At 71.0% G+C, this 17577-nt stretch carries 18 protein-coding genes and 1 pseudogene; 10 read left to right on the forward strand and 9 right to left on the reverse strand.

The genetic code is table 11. From position 1 onward, the window contains the following. Positions 1-280: 280 nt before the first annotated feature. The gene (locus tag AB0447_RS35580) at positions 281-922 is read right to left on the reverse strand and encodes a DNA-3-methyladenine glycosylase (protein WP_366481103.1); all 642 of its coding nucleotides are present in this window, start codon (positions 920-922) and stop codon (positions 281-283) included. A gap of 109 nt (positions 923-1031) precedes the next feature. Between AB0447_RS35580 and AB0447_RS35585 the strand changes: the two genes are divergently transcribed. The 4 genes from AB0447_RS35585 (at position 1032) to AB0447_RS35600 (ending at position 4063) form a co-directional block, all read left to right on the forward strand. After that, positions 1032-1814, forward strand: a complete 783-nt coding sequence (locus tag AB0447_RS35585; protein ID WP_366481104.1) for a sporulation protein — start codon at positions 1032-1034, stop codon at positions 1812-1814. A gap of 361 nt (positions 1815-2175) precedes the next feature. Continuing rightward, positions 2176-2712, forward strand: a complete 537-nt coding sequence (locus tag AB0447_RS35590; RefSeq protein WP_366481105.1) for a YbhB/YbcL family Raf kinase inhibitor-like protein — start codon at positions 2176-2178, stop codon at positions 2710-2712. Positions 2713-2861: 149 nt separating this feature from the next. After that, the gene (locus AB0447_RS35595) at positions 2862-3365 is read left to right on the forward strand and encodes an HNH endonuclease (protein ID WP_366481106.1); all 504 of its coding nucleotides are present in this window, start codon (positions 2862-2864) and stop codon (positions 3363-3365) included. 149 nt (positions 3366-3514) lie between these two features. Next, entirely contained in the window at positions 3515-4063 is a 549-nt protein-coding gene (locus AB0447_RS35600; RefSeq protein ID WP_366481107.1) for a putative immunity protein, read from the forward strand. A 132-nt stretch (positions 4064-4195) separates the two neighbouring features. On the opposite strand, the gene AB0447_RS35605 is transcribed toward AB0447_RS35600, so the two are convergent. The 4 genes from AB0447_RS35605 to AB0447_RS35620 all read right to left on the reverse strand — a co-directional run bounded on the left by AB0447_RS35605 (position 4196) and on the right by AB0447_RS35620 (position 7313). Continuing rightward, a complete protein-coding gene (locus AB0447_RS35605) occupies positions 4196-4984 on the reverse strand; it encodes a sulfite exporter TauE/SafE family protein (protein ID WP_366481108.1) in 789 nt (262 codons plus the stop codon). A 79-nt stretch (positions 4985-5063) separates the two neighbouring features. Then, positions 5064-6014, reverse strand: coding sequence for an SPFH domain-containing protein (locus tag AB0447_RS35610; RefSeq protein ID WP_366481109.1), 951 nt, complete (start codon positions 6012-6014; stop codon positions 5064-5066). Positions 6015-6044: 30 nt separating this feature from the next. Then, on the reverse strand, positions 6045-6473 hold the full coding sequence (locus tag AB0447_RS35615) for an NfeD family protein (RefSeq protein ID WP_366481110.1): 429 nt from the start codon (positions 6471-6473) through the stop codon (positions 6045-6047). Between the two features lie 45 nt (positions 6474-6518). Next, positions 6519-7313, reverse strand: a complete 795-nt coding sequence (locus AB0447_RS35620) for an ABC transporter ATP-binding protein (RefSeq protein WP_366481111.1) — start codon at positions 7311-7313, stop codon at positions 6519-6521. A gap of 97 nt (positions 7314-7410) precedes the next feature. Here AB0447_RS35620 and AB0447_RS35625 point away from each other — a divergent pair, with 97 nt between their 5' ends. Beyond that, positions 7411-8193, forward strand: coding sequence for a hypothetical protein (locus AB0447_RS35625; protein WP_366481112.1), 783 nt, complete (start codon positions 7411-7413; stop codon positions 8191-8193). Between the two features lie 235 nt (positions 8194-8428). On the opposite strand, the gene AB0447_RS35630 is transcribed toward AB0447_RS35625, so the two are convergent. The 3 genes from AB0447_RS35630 to AB0447_RS35640 all read right to left on the reverse strand — a co-directional run bounded on the left by AB0447_RS35630 (position 8429) and on the right by AB0447_RS35640 (position 10577). Then, positions 8429-8674 carry a chaplin gene (locus tag AB0447_RS35630; RefSeq protein ID WP_366481113.1) on the reverse strand — a complete coding sequence of 82 codons (246 nt, stop codon included), beginning with the start codon at positions 8672-8674 and terminating at the stop codon, positions 8429-8431. 114 nt (positions 8675-8788) lie between these two features. Continuing rightward, positions 8789-9436 (reverse strand): response regulator transcription factor, encoded by a 648-nt coding sequence (locus AB0447_RS35635; protein ID WP_366481114.1) that lies wholly within the window; start codon positions 9434-9436, stop codon positions 8789-8791. Continuing rightward, a complete protein-coding gene (locus AB0447_RS35640) occupies positions 9429-10577 on the reverse strand; it encodes a GAF domain-containing sensor histidine kinase (protein ID WP_366481115.1) in 1149 nt (382 codons plus the stop codon). The genes AB0447_RS35635 and AB0447_RS35640 overlap by 8 nt, the downstream gene beginning before the upstream one ends. A gap of 176 nt (positions 10578-10753) precedes the next feature. Here AB0447_RS35640 and AB0447_RS35645 point away from each other — a divergent pair, with 176 nt between their 5' ends. The 3 genes from AB0447_RS35645 (at position 10754) to AB0447_RS35655 (ending at position 13646) form a co-directional block, all read left to right on the forward strand. Further along, the gene (locus tag AB0447_RS35645) at positions 10754-11554 is read left to right on the forward strand and encodes an SDR family NAD(P)-dependent oxidoreductase (RefSeq protein ID WP_366481116.1); all 801 of its coding nucleotides are present in this window, start codon (positions 10754-10756) and stop codon (positions 11552-11554) included. Then, positions 11551-12645: an S-adenosylmethionine:tRNA ribosyltransferase-isomerase gene (locus AB0447_RS35650; RefSeq protein ID WP_366481117.1), complete on the forward strand. Its 1095-nt coding sequence runs from the start codon at positions 11551-11553 to the stop codon at positions 12643-12645. The genes AB0447_RS35645 and AB0447_RS35650 overlap by 4 nt, the downstream gene beginning before the upstream one ends. 314 nt (positions 12646-12959) lie before the next feature. Next, positions 12960-13646: a transglycosylase SLT domain-containing protein gene (locus AB0447_RS35655; protein WP_366481118.1), complete on the forward strand. Its 687-nt coding sequence runs from the start codon at positions 12960-12962 to the stop codon at positions 13644-13646. A gap of 96 nt (positions 13647-13742) precedes the next feature. Here AB0447_RS35655 and AB0447_RS35660 read toward each other — a convergent pair whose 3' ends face one another. Further along, positions 13743-16316, reverse strand: coding sequence for an FHA domain-containing protein (locus AB0447_RS35660; protein WP_366481119.1), 2574 nt, complete (start codon positions 16314-16316; stop codon positions 13743-13745). Positions 16317-16588: 272 nt separating this feature from the next. Here AB0447_RS35660 and AB0447_RS35665 point away from each other — a divergent pair. After that, a pseudogene (locus tag AB0447_RS35665) lies at positions 16589-16688 on the forward strand (hypothetical protein); the annotation flags it as partial. A 120-nt stretch (positions 16689-16808) separates the two neighbouring features. Beyond that, a complete protein-coding gene (locus tag AB0447_RS35670; protein WP_366481120.1) occupies positions 16809-17381 on the forward strand; it encodes a streptophobe family protein in 573 nt (190 codons plus the stop codon). Positions 17382-17577: the final 196 nt, after the last annotated feature.

The raw sequence follows: 17577 nt of genomic DNA on the forward strand, positions 1-17577 counted from the left end.
CGCTTCCTTCGTTCTTGCGTTTCCGACTCTATCAGATCTTTTCGGACCCGATTTCCTCGGTGCTTTCCAGGTTCTCGCTTTCGCGTTTCCCTTTCGGCGATCACTACGTTAGCGGATTTCCCTCGCGGCTCATAATCGAGCCGCCGGCTCCGAATTCGGGCATGCCGAATTCATCCCCGCCAGGGTGAATCGTAGGTAGTGGTTGGCCGCTTCGGGTCTGCTGACAGCAGTGCCCCATTTCAAGCGGCTCGGGCTACGTTAGGCGTCGGCCGGGGGCGAGTCAAGTTGAGCGGCGGCGTGGCGCGTGGGCGCGATAAGGGCTGACCGTCGGATCGTCGGTGATCCAGAAGCGGTAGAGGTGGTGCGCTCCGTCGCCGCCGACTCCGGTGCGGGGTCCGTTGCTCACCAGGTCGGGTGGGGTGGGGGTGCCCGTCAGTACGGAGAGGGGGGAATCGGGGCCCGCGCAGAGGTCGGTGCCGTCGAGAGTGCGGTCCACGTCGAGGGCGGTGGCCAGGCGGGCCGGGCCTTTGGCCAGTTCTCGGGGGTTCCTGGCGGAAAGTCGACGTTTGGTCGCCAGATCTGCACCGACGGTGATCTCCCCCGCCCTGAGCAGTACACCGGAGGCGCGGCCTTCCGGACCGCACACCAGGTTGAGGCTGAACCACATGCCGTAGATGAAGTAGACGTACGCGTGTCCGGGCGGGCCGAACATCGATGCGTTGCGCGGGGTGCGGCCCCGGTAGGCGTGGGAGCCCGGGTCGGCCTGGCCCTCGTACGCCTCCACCTCTGTGATGCGCAGTTCGATGGGGCCCTCCGGGGTGCGGCGGACCAGGGTCCGGCCGAGGAGGTCCGGGGCGACGGTGAGGACCGGGCGGTCGTAGAAACCGCGGGGCAGGGGCGTACGGTCGGGGCGCGCGCTCATCCGGTCGAGCGTAGTGGACTCGATGGAGCTGCAACCGGGCTCTAAGGTTCCGCGTTGGTAAGAGGTAGTCGCACGTAGAGCAGACATAGAGCGCAAGGGGAGACAGACGATGGGGTTCAGGAAGCTGCTGGCGAGTCTGGGTGCCGGTGGGGCATCGGTGGACACGGTCATCACCGAGCCGAACGTGGTGCCGGGCGGGATCGTCCAGGGTGAGGTCCGGATCCAGGGCGGGTCCGTCGATCAGCAGATCGAGGGGCTGTCCGTCGGGCTGCAGGCCCGGGTCGAGGTCGAGAGCGGTGACCAGGAGGTCAAGCAGGACATCGTCTTCACGAAGCAGCGGCTCGGCGGGGCGTTCACCGTCCAGGCCGGCGCGGTGCACGCGGTGCCGTTCGGGCTGGAGATCCCGTGGGAGACGCCGATCACCCACTTCGCGGGTCAGCACCTGCACGGGATGAACATCGGGGTCAGCACGGAGCTGGAGATCGCGCGGGCGGTGGACGCCGGCGACCTGGACCCGATCAACGTCCACCCGGTGCCGGCGCAGCAGGCGATCCTTGACGCGTTCGGTCAGCTGGGCTTCCGGTTCCGCAGCGCGGACATGGAGCGCGGGCACATCCGCGGCACCCGGCAGACGCTGCCGTTCTACCAGGAGATCGAGTTCGTGCCGCCGCAGCAGTACCGGGGGCTGAACCAGGTGGAGCTGACCTTCATCTCGGACGGGCGCGAGATGGACGTCGTCCTGGAGATGGACAAGAAGCCGGGTCTGTTCACCGAGGGCAGCGACACGTACCGCTGCTTCCAGGTGGGGCTGCAGTCGTACCAGCAGACCGATTGGGCGGCGTACCTGAACCAGTGGATCTCGCAGGTCGGTTCGCAGCGCAACTGGTTCTGACCGGTTGCCGTGCGCGGAGGGGCCGGGACGCCGAGCGTCCCGGCCCCTCCGCGTGTCACCTCCGCGTGTCACCTCCGCGTGGCTCCTCCGTGGGTGCGCTTACACGGCGCTGTAGCTGCCGGTTGCGAGGGTTTCGAAGGGCAGGTGCACGAGGGGGCGCAAGCCCGAGGACCGCGGCGATCCTCTTCTTCCCGGGTTCCGCCCGCAGCCACAGGCTGCGCTCGGCGCCGGCACTCCAAGCAGGGTCGCGGCGAGGACGCAACGCACGGTGGATGATCTTTGCATCGGGCGAAGGTAATCCGTGCCGTGTGGCTCTAGGCTCCGGATCGGAAGATTCCGATCACACCAGGAGGTTTCCGTCGTGTCCGAGCTCAAGCGGCCGCCGCTTCCGCATGATTTCCACCCCGATGTGCACGGGTTCACCGTGACCAGTGCCGATCTCGCGCCGGGTGCCGATCTCGGTGAGGGGCAGGTGAAGGCCGGTGGGAACGTGTCGCCGCAGTTGCGGTGGGAGGGGTACCCGGAGGGGACCAAGAGCTTTGCCGTGACGTGTTTCGATCCGGATGCGCCGACGGGCAGCGGGTTCTGGCACTGGGTGCTCTTCGACCTGCCGGCTTCGGTGACCGAGCTGCCGGCCGGGGCGGGCAGCGGGAAGTTCGAGGGGCTGCCGGCCGGGGCCGTGCACGCACGGAACGACTACGGGTCGAAGGACTTCGGCGGGGCGGCTCCGCCGGCCGGGGAACGGCACCGGTACGTGTTCACCGTCTACGCGGTGGACCAGGAGAAGCTGGGACCGGACGAGGACGCGTCTCCTGCGGCCGTCGGGTTCCATCTGCGCTTCCACGCGCTGGGCCGTGCCCAGCTGATCGGTGAGTACGAGGCTCCGGGCGCGGGCTGACCGTTCGCCGAGCGTTTGCCCGGTCCTGGTCTAAAGGTGACCAGGACCGGGCATTTTTATTGCGTTGTCCCGCATGGCGCGCGCCGTCCAGAGTGGTGCCGGGCCCTGCTGCCGATGGGGTGCGGGCCTGCACACGGGAGGTGGGCGAGATGCGGGACACGCTGGTGCTGAATGCGAGCTTCGAGCCGCTGTCGACGGTGACGTTGAATCGGGCCGTGGTTCTGGTACTGCAGGACAAGGCCGTCGTCGAGCAGTCGCATCCCGATCTCCGTGTGCGTGCGGCCGCGGTGGATCTCCCGATGCCCCGGGTGATCAGGCTCTGCCGGTACGTACGGGTGCCGTTCCGAAGACATGCCCCGTGGTCGCGGAGGGGGGTACTGGCGCGGGACCAGCACCGGTGCGCGTACTGCGGGAAACGGGCGACGACGGTGGACCACGTGGTGCCCAAGGCGCAGGGTGGCGGGGACACTTGGCTGAACACGGTGGCTTCGTGCGCGGAGGACAACCACCGCAAGGCGGCCCGGACTCCGGAGGAGGCGGGGATGCCGCTGCTCCGGAGGCCGTTCGTGCCGACGCCGGCGGACGCCATGCTGCTCGCGCTGGGGACGGGCAGCCGGGGTGCTCTGCCGGAGTGGCTGGAGCGCACCGCCTAGGCACAGTGCCGTGGCAGTGCGGTGCTGTGCATGCTGGATCCCGATGGTTCAACAGTTCGGTGATCCGGTCTGCTTGGGGGCGAGTCGGCATGGCGGCCCGGAGCCGCCCCAACCGCGGCTGTCCGGCGCAATCGTGGAAGATGTAAAACATGACAGGGGACGCGAGCGAGATCGTTCTGAGCAAGCAGGATCTTCGTGAGGTCGCCGCGTTCGCCGCGGCGTGTGCGGAGGCGGTGCTCGAGATATTCGAGGCCGATCAGCCGGACGACTCGCGCCCTCGAGACGCTGTCAGTGCCGCGTGGGAGTTCGCTCGGGGCGGCGAACGCGGGAAATCTTTGCGCGACACAGCGTCGGCGGCCCTCAAAGCGGCCAAGAGCGCGGACACTGCGGCTGCCCGCGAGGCAGCGTGGGCAGCGATGTCTGCGGCAGGCGCCGCCTACCTGCATCCGCTGGCCAAGGCCACTCAGGTCAAGCACATTCTCGGAGCTGGCGCTTACGCGGCCAGAGCAGCCGAACTCGTCGCCGGCGACGATCGGAGCGTTGGTGCCGAAAGCCTTGAGCAGACGGTGCATCGTGCGACACCAGTCGTCGTTGACGTGCTCAAACGCTTCCCGGCGGCGCCGAGTGGCGGCGGACGGGTTGGTGAGTTGCTCCGCATGTTGGACGCTGACCTTCGTTCACTCGCCCTCGCTGAGTGAACGAAGGTCAGCGTCCAGACGGCGCGGCTTCACATCCGTCAGCCAGCCGCCCACGACCGGCGCGAGTACCCCGAGAACCGGTCACACCAGCCCTTTGACCAGCGGCTTCAAGTTGGCGGAGGCTCAGTGCGGTCAGCTGAGGAGCAGCTGGACGATCGCGATGATGCCGACCGCCACGATGATCGCGCGCAGGGCGGTCGGCGGGAGGCGGCGGCCTGCCTTGGCGCCGATCTGGCCGCCGAGGGTGGAGCCGACGGCGATCAGCAGGACGGCCGTCCAGTCGAACTCGGCGACGAAGAGGAAGAAGACGGCTGCGATGCCGTTGACGAGCGCGGCGATGACGTTCTTGACGGCGTTGATGCGTTGCAGGTCCTCGTGCAGGAGGAGGCCCATCAGGCCGAGGTAGAGGACGCCCTGGGCCGCGCCGAAGTAGCCGCCGTAGGCGCTGGAGAGCAGCATGCCGGTGTGCAGTGCCGGGCCCCCGGAGGGGTTCGGATCGCTGCCGCCGGCTTTCTGCTGCCGGGCGCGGAGGGCTTGGGCGAGGCGCGGCTGGAGCACGACGAGGATCAGGGCGAGTCCGATGAGGACCGGCACGATCATGTCGAAGGATTCCGAGGGCAGTTGGAGCAGCAGGACGGCGCCGGCGAGGCCGCCGACCAGGCTGGTGGCGCCGAGGCGGAGGACGCGGGGGCCCTGGCCGCGGAGTTCCTTGCGGTAGCCGATGGCTCCGCTGATGGAGCCGGGGACCAGGCCCAGGGTGTTGGAGACGTTCGCGGTGACCGGCGGGAGGCCGGTGGCCAGCAACACCGGGAAGGTGATGAGGGTGCCGGAGCCGACGATCGTGTTGATGGTGCCGGCTCCGACGCCGGCGGCGAAGACCGCGAGTGATTCCCAGAGGGAGTCGTGGATGGACAAGGCCATCTCCTTCGGATCAGTGAGTCGCCTCCCCGCCCTGAAGGTCGAGGGGCCGTAACCGATCATGCCGGAGGGCCGGTCCGGTTCAGTCGATGGGGGGCTGTTCGCGGCGGGCCGGGGTGTCGTTCGGGGCGGCCTGCTTGGGGACGGAACCGCCGCCCATGGGGCCGAAGTTGCCCATGGCGCCCGAGAGGCCCTTGAGGGCGTCGCCGATCTCGCTGGGCACGATCCAGAGCTTGTTGGCGTCGCCTTCGGCGATCTTGGGGAGCATCTGGAGGTACTGGTAGGCGAGCAGCTTCTGGTCGGCGTCACCGGCGTGGATGGACTCGAAGACCGTACGGATGGCCTGGGCCTCGCCTTCGGCGCGCAGGGCTGCGGCCTTGGCGTCGCCTTCGGCGCGGAGGATGGAGGACTGCTTCTCGCCCTCGGCGCGCAGGATCTCGGACTGCCGGACGCCTTCGGCCTGGAGGATGGCGGCGCGCTTGTCGCGGTCGGCGCGCATTTGCTTCTCCATCGAGTCCTGGATGGAGGTCGGCGGCTCGATCGCCTTGAGCTCGACACGGTTGACGCGGATGCCCCACTTGCCGGTGGCTTCGTCGAGGACTCCGCGGAGGGCGGCGTTGATCTCCTCGCGGGAGGTCAGGGTTCGCTCCAGGTCCATGCCGCCGATGATGTTGCGGAGGGTGGTGACGGTGAGCTGTTCGATGGCCTGGATGTAGCTGGCCACTTCGTAGGTCGCGGCGCGGGCGTCGGTCACCTGGTAGTAGATGACGGTGTCGATGTTGACGACCAGGTTGTCCTGGGTGATGACGGGCTGCGGCGGGAACGGGACGACCTGTTCACGGAGGTCGATCCGGTTGCGGATGGAGTCGATGAAGGGGACGACGATGTTGAGGCCCGCGTTGAGGGTGCGGGTGTAGCGGCCGAACCGCTCGACGATGGCGGCGCTGGCCTGCGGGATCACCTGGATCGTCTTGACCAGCGCGATGAAGACCAGCACCACCAGGATGATCAGGACGATGATGATCGGTTGCATGCGGTTCCCCGTGCCCTTCTGAGTGCCTGTTCACATGACGACGGCGGTGGCGCCGTCGATGTCGACCACGTCGACCTGCTGGCCGGGTTCGAAGCTGAGGTCCGAGTCGAGGGTACGCGCGGACCAGATCTCGCCGGCCAGTTTGATGCGGCCGCCGCTGCCGTCGACGCGTTCCAGGACGACCGCGGTTCTGCCCTTCAACGCGTCGATTCCGCTGCGGTGTTGGGGGCGCTGGTCGCGGTGCCGGTTGGCGATCGGGCGGACCACGGCGAGGAGTGCGACCGAGACGATCACGAAGACGAGCACCTGGGCGACGATTCCGCCGCCGAGGGTCGCCGTGATCGCGGCCGCGACCGCGCCGGCCGCGAACATTCCGAACTCCGGCATGGCGGTCAGGACCAGCGGAATGCCCAGTCCGACCGCGCCGATGAGCCACCACACCCATGCGTCGATGTCCACGTGGTCATGGTAGGTGGGGCGGGCGCGGTCGGGACAGGGTACGGGCTAACGCAGCGGGAGACCCTGGGCGGTCCAGCGCTCGTTCCCGTTGCGCTCGACGACGAGCGGCAGCCCGAAGCACAACGAGAGGTTGCGGGAGGTCAGTTCGAGGTCGATGGGGCCGGCGGCGACCACCTTGCCCTGACGGATCATCAGGACGTGGGTGAAGCCGGGGGCGATCTCCTCGACGTGGTGGGTGACCATGGCCATGGAGGGCGCGAGGGGGTCGCGGGCGAGCCGGCCGAGACGGCGTACGAGGTCCTCGCGGCCGCCGAGGTCCAGGCCGGCGGCGGGTTCGTCGAGGAGCAGCAGCTCGGGGTCGGTCATGAGGGCGCGGGCGATCAGGGTGCGCTTGCGCTCGCCCTCGGAGAGGGTGCCGAACTTCCGGTCGAGGTAGTCGGTCATGCCGAGGCGGTCGAGGAAGGCGCGGGCGCGCTGCTCGTCGATGTCCTCGTACTCCTCCTGCCAGGTGGCCGTCATGCCGTAGGCGGCGGTGAGGACGGTCTGCAGGACGGTCTGCCGCTTGGGCAGCTTGTCGGCCATGGCGATGCCGGCCATGCCGATGCGCGGGCGCAGCTCGAACACGTCGACCTTGCCGAGGGTGCTGCCGAGGATGGTGGCGGTGCCCTTGGTGGGGAAGAGGTAGCTGGAGGCAACGTTGAGCAGGGTGGTCTTCCCGGCGCCGTTGGGGCCGAGGATCACCCAGCGCTCCCCCTCCTTGACCGACCAGGAGACCTGGTCCACCAGAGCCCGGCCCTCGCGGACCACGGATACGTCCACCAGCTCCAGAACGTCGCTCATGAGCGGTTGTCTCCCCTTGCGTCTTGGTCTGTAGTGCGCCGGTGGGCGCAGCCCCAGGGAAAACCTACGCCACTCGGGAGGTCCGTAAGGTGGGGGGATGCTGATCGAACCACGTTCCGGGCGGCTGGCCGCCTGGGGGAACGCTTTGCTGGCCGGTCTGGTCTCGCCCGACGAGGCCGTGCTGTCGGTCGTGGGCGAGGACGCCGTGCACCGGGTGGCGGGGCTGCCGGGCGAATCGGGGCCGGTGGGGCTCACGCTCGGGCTGGGGCGGCTGCGGGCTCTGGGGGTGACGGGGCTGCGGGTGGCGCTGCCGGCGCCGGGGCATCCGCTGGGGCTGAGCGGGCCGCCGGAGTTCAATGCGAAGGCTCTGGAGGCGGAGGAGGCGGTGGTGTGCACGGGGGCCGCGCTGGGCCTGGTCCCGGAGGTCTCTGAGGCGGGGCCGGCCGGTGATGTGCACGTGTCGGTGGTCTGGCACTGCCTGCCGGTACGGGAGGCCCCGCCGGCGGACGTGCCCTCGCTGGGCGAGGCGGAGCGGGAGCTGGCGGAGGCGCTGCGGGACGCGACGGTGGTGCTGACCCGCCTGGACGTGGCGGCGTCGGGTCCGGTGGCGGAGGCGGCGCTGGATGCGTACCGGGCGCGGGCGGAGGCGGGCCGGGAGGTCCTGGCGCCCGGCTATCCGCCGCGGGCGGTGCGGGTGCTGGAGTTGGCGCAGCGGGTCGGTCTGCTGGTGGACATGGCGTACGAGCACGGGCACGGCGGGGCGGTGTCGGCCTCGGAGATGCAGGCGCGGGCGGTGGCGCTGCGGCCGGTGGAGCGGGTGGCGCGGCGGGCGCAGGTGGCGGCGTACAACGCGTATGTGGAGGACCGGGAGCGGGGCTGACCCTCCCCCGGGTGTGCGACCGGCCCCGCTTCCCGGGGAGAGTCTGTGGGAAGCGGGGCCGGAGCTGTTTTGGCCCTTGGGCCGTGGCCCTTGGCCCTCGGTTGCCGGCCGCGGGTGCGGTGCGGCGCCGTTGCCGGGGGCCAGCCCCCGGACCCCCGCGCCTCAAACGCCGGCGGGGCTGGGGGTGGCTCAAGCGCCGGCCGGGCTGGGGTGGCTCAAGCCCCGGCCGGGCTGGTCAGCTGTTGATGCCCGTGTTGCCGAAGGCGGGGTTGAGCAGGCCGATCACGTTGACGCTGTTGCCGACCGCGTTCACCGGGACGTGGACGGGGAGCTGGGCCAGGTTGCCGGCGGCGACGCCGGGCGAGCCGATGGCCTTGCCCTCGGCGTGCGCACCGCCGTGGGCCGCGGAGACACCGGCGGCAGCGGCGACGAGGCCGCCCGCGATCGCGGTGACGGCAGCGGCCTTCTTCACGTTCTTCACTTTCAAGCCTCCATGAGCTTTCGCCGCGACCAGCCGCCGCGGCACGTCATGGAGAACGCCCGCCCGCCGTCCTGGATACGCCATGTGGGCGACATACACCCGACGGTATGAACTTCAGTCCGTCGCGTTACCTGTTCTTACGGCCCACAGGGCGGCCTGTGTGCGGTCCGCCAGGTCGAGCTTCATCAGGATGTTCGAGACGTGCGTCTTGACCGTCTTCTCGGACAGCACCAGGGCCCGGGCGATCTCCCGGTTGGAGCGGCCGTCGGCGATGAGGGAGAGGACCTCGCGTTCGCGGTCGGTGAGGGTGGAGCCGCGGGTCGGGGCGGGCGGCTGGTCGTCCTGGGTGAGGAGGGCGACCGCCACCTCGGGCTGGAGCAGCACGTGCCCGGCGTGGACCGAGCGGATCGCCGCGGCCAGCGCGTCCGGGTCGATGTCCTTGTATACGTATCCGGCGGCCCCCGCCCGCAGGGCCGGGACCACCGTGCGCTGCTCGGTGAAGCTGGTGACGATCAGCACCCGGGCCGGGTTGGCGAGTTCCCTGAGGCGTTTGAGGGCGTCGATGCCGTCCGTCCCCGGCATCTTGATGTCCATCAGGATCACGTCCGGGCGGAGCTCCTCGGCCAGGGCGATGCCGGCCTCGCCGTCCGCGGCCTCCCCGGCCACCTCGATGTCGTCCTGGATCTCCAGGAAGGTGCGCAGGCCGCGGCGCACCACCTGGTGGTCGTCCACCAGCAGGACCTGGATCCGTTCGTCAGCCACCGGGGATCTCCATCTCGATCGTGGTGCCCGCGCCGGGCGCCGATTGGACGGTGAGCAGGCCGCCGGCGCCGCTCGCCCGGTCCCGCATGGAGACCAGGCCGAGGTGGCGGCCGGCCCGGCGGACCGTCTTCGGGTCGAAGCCGCTGCCGTCGTCGCTGATCCGCAGGGCGACCCGGCGGGCGTCGCGGGTGAGGGTGACGGCCACGTGTTCCGCGCCCGAGTGGCGCAGGGCGTTGTGCAGGGCTTCCTGGGCGACGCGCAGGAGGGCTTCCTCGTGGGCGGCGGGCAGGGCCTTCACTCCCTCGCTGGTGAAGGTGACCGTGGCGGTGTGGGCGCGGTCGAGGACCTGGATCTGGTTCCGGAGGGTGGCGACCAGGCCGTCCTCGTCGAGGGCGGCGGGGCGGAGCTCGACCACGGCGGCGCGGAGCTCGTCGGCGGCCTCCGCGGCGAGCGCGGCGACCTGGTGGAGTTCCTGCTTGGCGCGGGCCGGGTCGCGGTCGACGAGGGCGGTGGCGGCCTGGGCGGTGAGGCGGAGCGAGAAGAGCTTCTGGGCGACCGCGTCGTGCAGCTCGTGGGCCAGCCGGGAGCGTTCCTCGGCGATGGTGAGCTCGCGGCTGCGCTCGTACAGCCGGGCGTTGGTGAGGGCGATGGCGGCGTGCTGGGCGAGGATGCCGAGGAGGTCCGCGTCCTCCTCGGTGAAGCCGCAGCCGCCTTCGGGGCGGGGGCAGCGCTTGTTGGCGAGGAAGAGGGCGCCGAGGATCTCGTCGCCGTCGCGGATGGGCAGGCCCAGGAAGTCGGACAGCTCGGGGTGGGCGGACGGCCAGCCCTCGAAGCGCGGGTCCTTGCGTACGTCGGCCAGCCGCTCGGGGCCGGGTGAGTGGAGCATCGCGGCGAGGATGCCGTGCTGGCGGGGCAGCGGGCCGATCCGGCGCCACTGTTCGTCGCTGACCCCGTCCACGACGAACTGGGCGAAGCCGCCGTGGTCGTCGGGTACGCCGAGGGCGGCGTATTCGGCGTCGAGGAGTTCGCGGGCCGAGGCGACGATCGTCTTGAGGACGTCCCGGACCTCCAGGTGCCGGCTCATGGCGAGCAGCGCGGTGCTGACCGCGGCCAGGCCCGTTTTCTCCGGTCCGTTGTGCATGGGCTCACCGTACCCGTGCGCTGACCTGCGGGGATCGGGCCGGAGGCGTAGGCCGGGGTCCTAGTCCCAAGGGTGGTGGGCGGGTGGGGCCGACGGCCGAGGCGGGGCCGGGGTGCGGGTTCCTAGGTTGGAGGGGTCCGAGGGAGTACGGCAGACGGAAGACAGGGGTGCGGGTCATGGCGGTGGCGTTGGTGACGGGGGCTTCGCGGGGTCTGGGCCGGGCGCTGGCCGGGGAGCTGGCGGGCCGCGGCTGGGATCTCGTACTGAGTGCGCGGAGCGCAGGGCTGCTGGAGGAGGCTGCGGCGGAGCTGTCGAAGGCGGGGGTGCGGGTGGTGGCGGTGGCCGGGGACGTGTCCTCGGCGGCGCACCGGACGGAGCTGGTGGCGGCGGCGCGGGGGCTGGGCGGTCTGGATCTGCTGGTGAACAACGCGGCGGTGCTGGGGGCGGAGCCGCTGGTGCCGCTGGCCGAGCAGCCGCTGGAGGGGTTCCGGGCGGCGCTGGAGACGAATGTGGTGGCTCCGCTGGGGCTGGTCCAGGAGGCCGTGGGGCTGCTGCGGGACTCGGCGCGGGGGGCGGTGCTCAATCTGAGTTCCGACGCCGCGGTGGTGGCGTACCGCACTTGGGGGGCGTACGGGGGGACGAAGGCGGCGGTGGACCTGATGTCGGCGGTGCTGGCCGTGGAGGAGCCGGGGCTGCGGGTGTGGTGGGCGGATCCGGGGTCGATGCGGACGCGGATGATGGCGGCCGCCGAGCCGGAGGAGGAGCTGTCGGGGCTGCCGACGCCGGAGGAAGTGGCTCCGGTGCTGCTGCGGCTGGTCGCGGAGCGGCTGCCGAGCGGGCGGTACACGGCGGAGGCGCTGGCCGCGGGGGCCGCGGCGGAGGGGCTGAAGGGGGAGCCCGGGGCTGCGGCAGGGGCGGAGGGGCCGAAGGCGGAGGCCGCTGCGGCAGGGGTGGCGGGTTTGGGGGACGGGCGGTGAGCGGCTCGGCTGCGCAGAGCATTACGTCTCCCTATATACCGGACATTCCTCCGGGGCTTTCGGCCCGCGTCCCGGCCGAGCAGCGCGGGCCGGGGCTGGGGCGGGACTCGGTGCGGCTGCTGGTCTCCCGGGGTGCGGAGGTGTCGCTGCACGGGTTCCGGGAGCTGCCGGGGCTGCTGCGGGCCGGGGACGTGCTGGTGGTGAACACCTCGGCCACGCTGCCGGCAGCAGTGGACGCCCGGCTGGGCGCGGCGGAGGCCGTGGTCCACTTCTCGACCCGGGGGGACGACGGGCGCTGGGCCGTGGAGCTGCGCGAGCGGGACGGGCGGGGGACGACCCGGCCGCGCGGCGGCGGCCCGGCGGGGGCGGTGGTGGAGCTGCCGGGCGGGCTGCGCCTGGTACTGGAGGATCCCCTCGCCGCCGCGGCGGAGCGGCTGTGGTGGGCCCGGCCGTCCCCGGAGGGCGGGGTGGAGCGGGTCATGCAGGAGTACGGGCGGCCGATCCGGTACGCGTACACGGAGCGGGACCAGCCGCTGTCGGCGTACCAGACGGTCTTCGCGCTGCCCGGGCCGGACGGGGCGGGCTCGGCGGAGATGCCGAGCGCTGCCCGGCCCTTCACGGCGCAGCTGGTGGCGCAGCTGGTGAGCCGGGGGGTGCAGTTCGCACCGCTGGTCCTGCACACGGGGGTGTCCTCGGCCCAGGCGCACGAGCCGCCGTATCCGGAGCGGTTCGCGGTGCCGGGGACCACGGCCGCGCTGGTGAACGCAGCCCGGGCGGGCGGGGGCCGCGTGATCGGGGTGGGGACCACGGCGGTGCGGGCGCTGGAGTCGGCGGCCGACGACCGGGGCGTGGTGCGGGCGGCCGCGGGGTGGACGGACCTGGTGGTGACGCCGGAGCGCGGGGTGCGGGTGGTGGACGGGCTGCTGACCGGGCTGCACGAGCCCGAGGCCTCGCATCTGCTGATGCTGGAGGCGGTGGCCGGACGGGCCGCCGTACAGCGCGGGTATGCCGAAGCGGTGGCCCGTCTCTGCCTTTGGCACGAGTTCGGAGACGTGCATCTGCTACTCAAGGAGGACAAGGCGCCCGGATAGGTCACGCATTGAATTGCCCGAGCAACGCATGGTGAGACTGTTACGTCCCCGATGTGAGGCCGGGCATAGGACGCACATCACTTACGAAGCCGGTTAGTGGACGTGTAAAGACGCCGTCAGTGCCTCTGGGGGCGGGACCGACGGCGAAATCACGGGCCTATGGAGGGCCCGTGATCCACTATCCGGCTTCGTACGTCACACCTTTGCCACAGGTTTTTGCCGCAGCTAAGAATGGCTGCCGTCGCACAGCGCCGCGGATCCCGGATCCGAGCGGCGCTTTCCTGCGGCCCCCGCTCTTCGTAAAGGTGTGCTCCATGTCTGCGTCCAGCTCTGCCGGTCACCGTCTGACCAAGGCCCACAAGATGTCGATCGCCGGCGTCGCCACGCTCAGCGTTGCTGCCCTCGGCTTCTCCCTGGCTCCCGGCAACGCCGGTGAGGCTCAGGCCGTCAACGCCGCTCCGGTCTCCATGGAGCTGGTCGTGGCCGCCGCGCAGACGAAGAACGTCGCCGACCAGGTCGCCGTGCAGCAGGCTTTCGCCGTCAAGCAGGCCAAGGCCGACGCCGCCGCCGCGAAGGCCAAGGCGGACGCCGCCGCCAAGGCCAAGGCCGAGGCCGCCGCGAAGAAGGCCCGCGCGACGAAGGAGGCCGCGAGCCGCTCCGCCGCCCGCACGCCGGTCTTCGCGAACAACCTGGACGGCTGGATCAAGGAAGCCCTCTTCATCATGAAGAAGGAAGGCATCCCCGGCACCTACCAGGGCATCCACAAGAACATCATGCGCGAGTCCAGCGGCAACCCGCGCGCGATCAACAACTGGGACATCAACGCCCAGAACGGCATCCCCAGCAAGGGTCTGCTCCAGGTCATCCTGCCGACCTTCAAGGCGTACCACGTCAAGGGCACCAAGTTCGACCAGTACGACCCGGTCGCCAACATCGTCGCCGCCTGCAACTACGCGGCCGACCGCTACGGCTCCATGGACAACGTCAACAGCGCCTACTGAGCCTGCTGACCGCAGAGCCCCCATGCGCCGAGGGCGGCACCCGGATTCCGGGTGCCGCCCTCGGCGTTTTCCGTGCGGTCGCGCGTCCGCGGGGTGCTACTTGCGCATGACCTCCGGCTCGTGGCGGCGCAGCAGGCGCGCCACCGCGAAACCACAGGCGATGCCGATGAGCAGCAGGACGGTGATGTCCAGCGTCCACTGCCCGGCCGTGGCGTCCCAGAGCGGGTCGAGGTTGCCCGGGTTCTTCTGGTCCCACGGCGGCATCAGGTGGCCGAGGTCCAGGGTGGTGCCGGCCGCGGCGACGGCCCAGCGGGACGGCATCAGCCAGGCGAACTGCTCCAGGCCCGGGGAGTCGTACACCTGGAACAGGATGCCGGTGAAGACGACCTGGACGATCGCGAACATGACCAGCAGCGGCATGGTCTTCTCGGCGGTCTTCACCAGCGAGGAGATCACCAGGCCGAACATCATCGAGGTGAAGCCGAGGGCGATGACCGAGAGGCAGAGCTCCACGGCCGGCGGCATGAACAGGCCCTCCTCGGGCAGCTCACGGGCGGCGAAGCCGATCCCGCAGATGATCACGCCCTGGATGGCGGTGATGAAGCCGAGGACGATCACCTTCGACATCAGGTACGCGGACCGGGACAGGCCGGTCGCGCGCTCCCGCTCGTAGATCACCCGTTCCTTGATCAGCTCACGGACCGAGTTGGCGGCGCCGGAGAAGCACATGCCGACCGCCAGGATCAGCATGATCGTGCCGGCGTCGCCGTTGAACCGGGCCGGCGGGGTCGGCGGGGCCAGGCCGAAGTCCGCCGGGATCACGACGGAGACCACGCCCAGCACGGCGGGCAGGATCAGCATCAGACCCATGAAGCCCTTGTCGGACGCGATCACCGAGACGTAGCGGCGCATCAGCGTGAACAGCTGAGAGCCCCAGCCCTGCGGCTTCTGCGGCTGCATCTGCTGCGCGCTCGGCATGGTGACCGACTGCGGGGCGACCGCGTCGATGTCGGCGGCGTAGAGCTGGTAGTGCTGCGAGCCCTTCCAGCGGCCGGCCCAGTCGTAGTCGCGGTAGTTCTCGAACGCCGAGAAGACGTCCGCCCAGGTCGTGTAGCCGAAGAAGTTCAGCGCCTCGTCCGGCGGGCCGAAGTAGGCGACCGAGCCACCCGGGGCCATGACCAGCAGCTTGTCGCAGATGGCCAGCTCGGCGACCGAGTGGGTGACCACGAGGACGGTGCGGCCGTCGTCGGCGAGGCCGCGGAGCAGCTGCATGACATCGCGGTCCATGCCCGGGTCGAGGCCGGAGGTCGGCTCGTCCAGGAAGATCAGCGACGGCTTGGTGAGCAGCTCCAGGGCCACGGACACGCGCTTGCGCTGACCACCCGAGAGCGAGGTGATCTTCTTGTCCTTGTGGATGTCGAGCTTGAGCTCGCGCAGCACCTCGTCGATCCGGGCGGTGCGCTCGGACTCGGCGGTGTCGCCGGGGAAGCGGAGCTTGGCCGCGTACTTGAGGGCGGTGCGGACCGTCAGCTCCTTGTGCAGGATGTCGTCCTGCGGGACCAGGCCGATGCGCTGGCGGAGCTCCGCGAACTGCTTGTACAGGTTGCGGTTGTCGTACAGGACGTCGCCCTGGTTGGCGGGCCGGTAGCCGGTCAGCGCCTTGAGCAGGGTGGACTTTCCGGAGCCGGACGGGCCGATGACGGCGATCAGCGACTTCTCGGGGACGCCGAAGGAGACGTCCTTGAGGATCTGCTTGCCGCCGTCCACGGTGACCGTGAGGTGGCGGGCCGAGAAGGAGACCTCGCCGGTGTCGACGAACTCCTCCAGCCGGTCGCCGACGATCCGGAAGGTGGAGTGGCCGACGCCGACGATGTCGTTCGGGCCGAGGACGGCGGTGCCGGACTTGGCGAGCGGCTGGCCGTTGACGTAGGTGCCGTTGTGGCTGCCGAGGTCGTGGATCTCGAACCGGCCGCCCGGCATGGACCGGAACTCGGCGTGGTGGCGCGAGACCTGAAGGTCGGAAACCACGAGCTCGTTGTCCAGGGCACGGCCGATGCGCATGACGTGGCCGAGGGCGAGCTGGTGGAAGGTGGTCGGGCTGCGGTCGCTGTAACCGGGCCCGCCGCCGGCCGGTCCCTGGGCGGGACGCGGGGCGCCCTGCTGTTGGGGAACGTGCGGCTGCTGCTGGTACTGGTGCTGCTGCTGCGGCTGGTGCTGCTGCGCCTGCTGGTGCTGCTGCGCCTGCTGCTGGTACTGCTGCGGCGCGGCGTACGCCTGCGGGGCCTGTTCCTGTGCGCCGGGCCAGGCGGCGGCCTGCTGCTGGGCACCCGCCGCGGCGGCGGCAGCAGCGGCCGGCGCCGCGGCAGCTGCGGCAGCTCCGGCAGCGGTCGGATTCAGCCGCGGGCCGTCCTGGGCGTTGCCCAGGTGCACCGGGGTGCCCGGCGTGAGTTCGGCCTGCTGGACCCGGGTCCCGCGCACGTACGTGCCGTTGGTGCTGCCGTGGTCCTCGATGGCCCAACCCCGGCCGTTCCAGCTGATGGTGGCGTGTCGCCACGAGACACGGGCGTCGTCGATCACCACGTCACCCTGGGGATCGCGCCCCAGTGTGTACGACCTGGACGGATCGAGGGTCCAGGTCCTTCCGTTCAATTCCAGTACGAGTTCCGGCACTCCAGCCCCACTTGTTGTCCCCCGAGAATCCCCCTGCAGTCAGGGAGTCTAGGGATGGCGAACATCCGGGGGAACTATTCCAGGCCCGCGACCACAAGTGGAATCCGGGCCTTGTTGACGCCGCCCCAAGACACCCGGAAAGTGAGATTAGGGGACGTCTCGCCTTCGGGTACGTCGGTTCGCACCGCATCGGGGGGTCGCACATGGGCCGGATCCGCTGGAGCGAGGTGGGCCTGTCCGCGGTGGCCGCGGTGGGGTGGTCGGTGATGTCGATGGCGGCGGTGGCCGCCGTCGGACTGCATCTGCTGGGCGCGGACGCGGCGGGCGGGTCGCTGGGGGCGATGACGGCCGCCGTGGTGGTGCTGGCGGTCGGCGGATCGGTGACCCCGTCAGGAGAGTTGTCGGCCTTCGGAGTCGACGGGACGGCCGCCGAAGCGGCCCTCGACATCACCCCGTTGGGGGGTGCTGCTGGTGACGGTGGCGGCGGGGCTGGTGGCGGGGCTCTGGGCGGCACTGGGCGAGGAACACCCCCGGCAAGGTCTGGGGGCGGCGCTGCTGGGCGCCCCGAACGGGGCCTGGGTGGGGCTGCTGCTGGGGCTGTGCGTGCCCTTCGAGGGCAAGGCCACCGGGGCGCCGGCGCGGTTCCTGCCCGACCCGGTCGACGACCTGCTGGCCGCCTCGGCACGGGAGCCGGTGACGGTGGCGCGGCTCGCCGTTTCTGGGCCTGGGCCCGGGCCTGGACCTGGACCTGGGCCTGGACCTGGGTCTGGACCTGGGTCTGGACCTGGGTCTGGCCCGGGGTCTGGCCCGGGGTCTGGCCCGGGGGCTGGGTCTGCCGGGCCCGGGCCGTATCGGGCGCCGCGGTCGTATGGGGCGGGGGCTGGGTCTGCCGGGCCCGGGCCGCATCGGGCGCCGTGGTCGTATGGGGCGGGGGTGGGGCGGAACCCGTACCGGGAGCGGGATGTGTCGGGGGACGTGACGGAGACGGCGCGCCCCAAACCAACCCCGGGCCGCCGACCCCCCTTCACCCCACCTCCCCCACCGGGCCCACCCCCACCGGCCTGACCCTTCCCGACCAGCCCCCTCCGGACCCGCCGGGACATCCAGCCCCGACGGGCATCTCCAGCCCCTCCGGGCGTCTCCAGCCCCGCCGGACATCTCCAGCCCCGCCGGCGATTGAGGCGCGGGGGCCCGGGGGCCGGCCCCCGGCAACGGCGCCGCACCCGACAGGGCGCCCCAGCCCCGGGCTGCTCAGCCCTCC

Source organism: Streptomyces sp. NPDC051211 (assembly GCF_040689505.1).
Classification (GTDB): Bacteria; Actinomycetota; Actinomycetes; order Streptomycetales; family Streptomycetaceae; genus Streptomyces.

Excerpts from the sequence above, each read along its gene's own strand:
- AB0447_RS35655 (WP_366481118.1), top strand. The coding sequence starts at position 12,960 with ATGTCTGCGTCCAGCTCTGCCGGTCACCGTCTGACCAAGGCCCACAAG.
- AB0447_RS35595 (WP_366481106.1), top strand. The coding sequence starts at position 2,862 with ATGCGGGACACGCTGGTGCTGAATGCGAGCTTCGAGCCGCTGTCGACG.
- AB0447_RS35605 (WP_366481108.1), bottom strand. The coding sequence starts at position 4,984 with ATGGCCTTGTCCATCCACGACTCCCTCTGGGAATCACTCGCGGTCTTC.
- AB0447_RS35625 (WP_366481112.1), top strand. The coding sequence starts at position 7,411 with ATGCTGATCGAACCACGTTCCGGGCGGCTGGCCGCCTGGGGGAACGCT.
- AB0447_RS35645 (WP_366481116.1), top strand. The coding sequence starts at position 10,754 with ATGGCGGTGGCGTTGGTGACGGGGGCTTCGCGGGGTCTGGGCCGGGCG.
- AB0447_RS35620 (WP_366481111.1), bottom strand. The coding sequence starts at position 7,313 with ATGAGCGACGTTCTGGAGCTGGTGGACGTATCCGTGGTCCGCGAGGGC.
- AB0447_RS35600 (WP_366481107.1), top strand. The coding sequence starts at position 3,515 with ATGACAGGGGACGCGAGCGAGATCGTTCTGAGCAAGCAGGATCTTCGT.
- AB0447_RS35580 (WP_366481103.1), bottom strand. The coding sequence starts at position 922 with ATGAGCGCGCGCCCCGACCGTACGCCCCTGCCCCGCGGTTTCTACGAC.
- AB0447_RS35610 (WP_366481109.1), bottom strand. The coding sequence starts at position 6,014 with ATGCAACCGATCATCATCGTCCTGATCATCCTGGTGGTGCTGGTCTTC.
- AB0447_RS35640 (WP_366481115.1), bottom strand. The coding sequence starts at position 10,577 with ATGCACAACGGACCGGAGAAAACGGGCCTGGCCGCGGTCAGCACCGCG.
- AB0447_RS35585 (WP_366481104.1), top strand. The coding sequence starts at position 1,032 with ATGGGGTTCAGGAAGCTGCTGGCGAGTCTGGGTGCCGGTGGGGCATCG.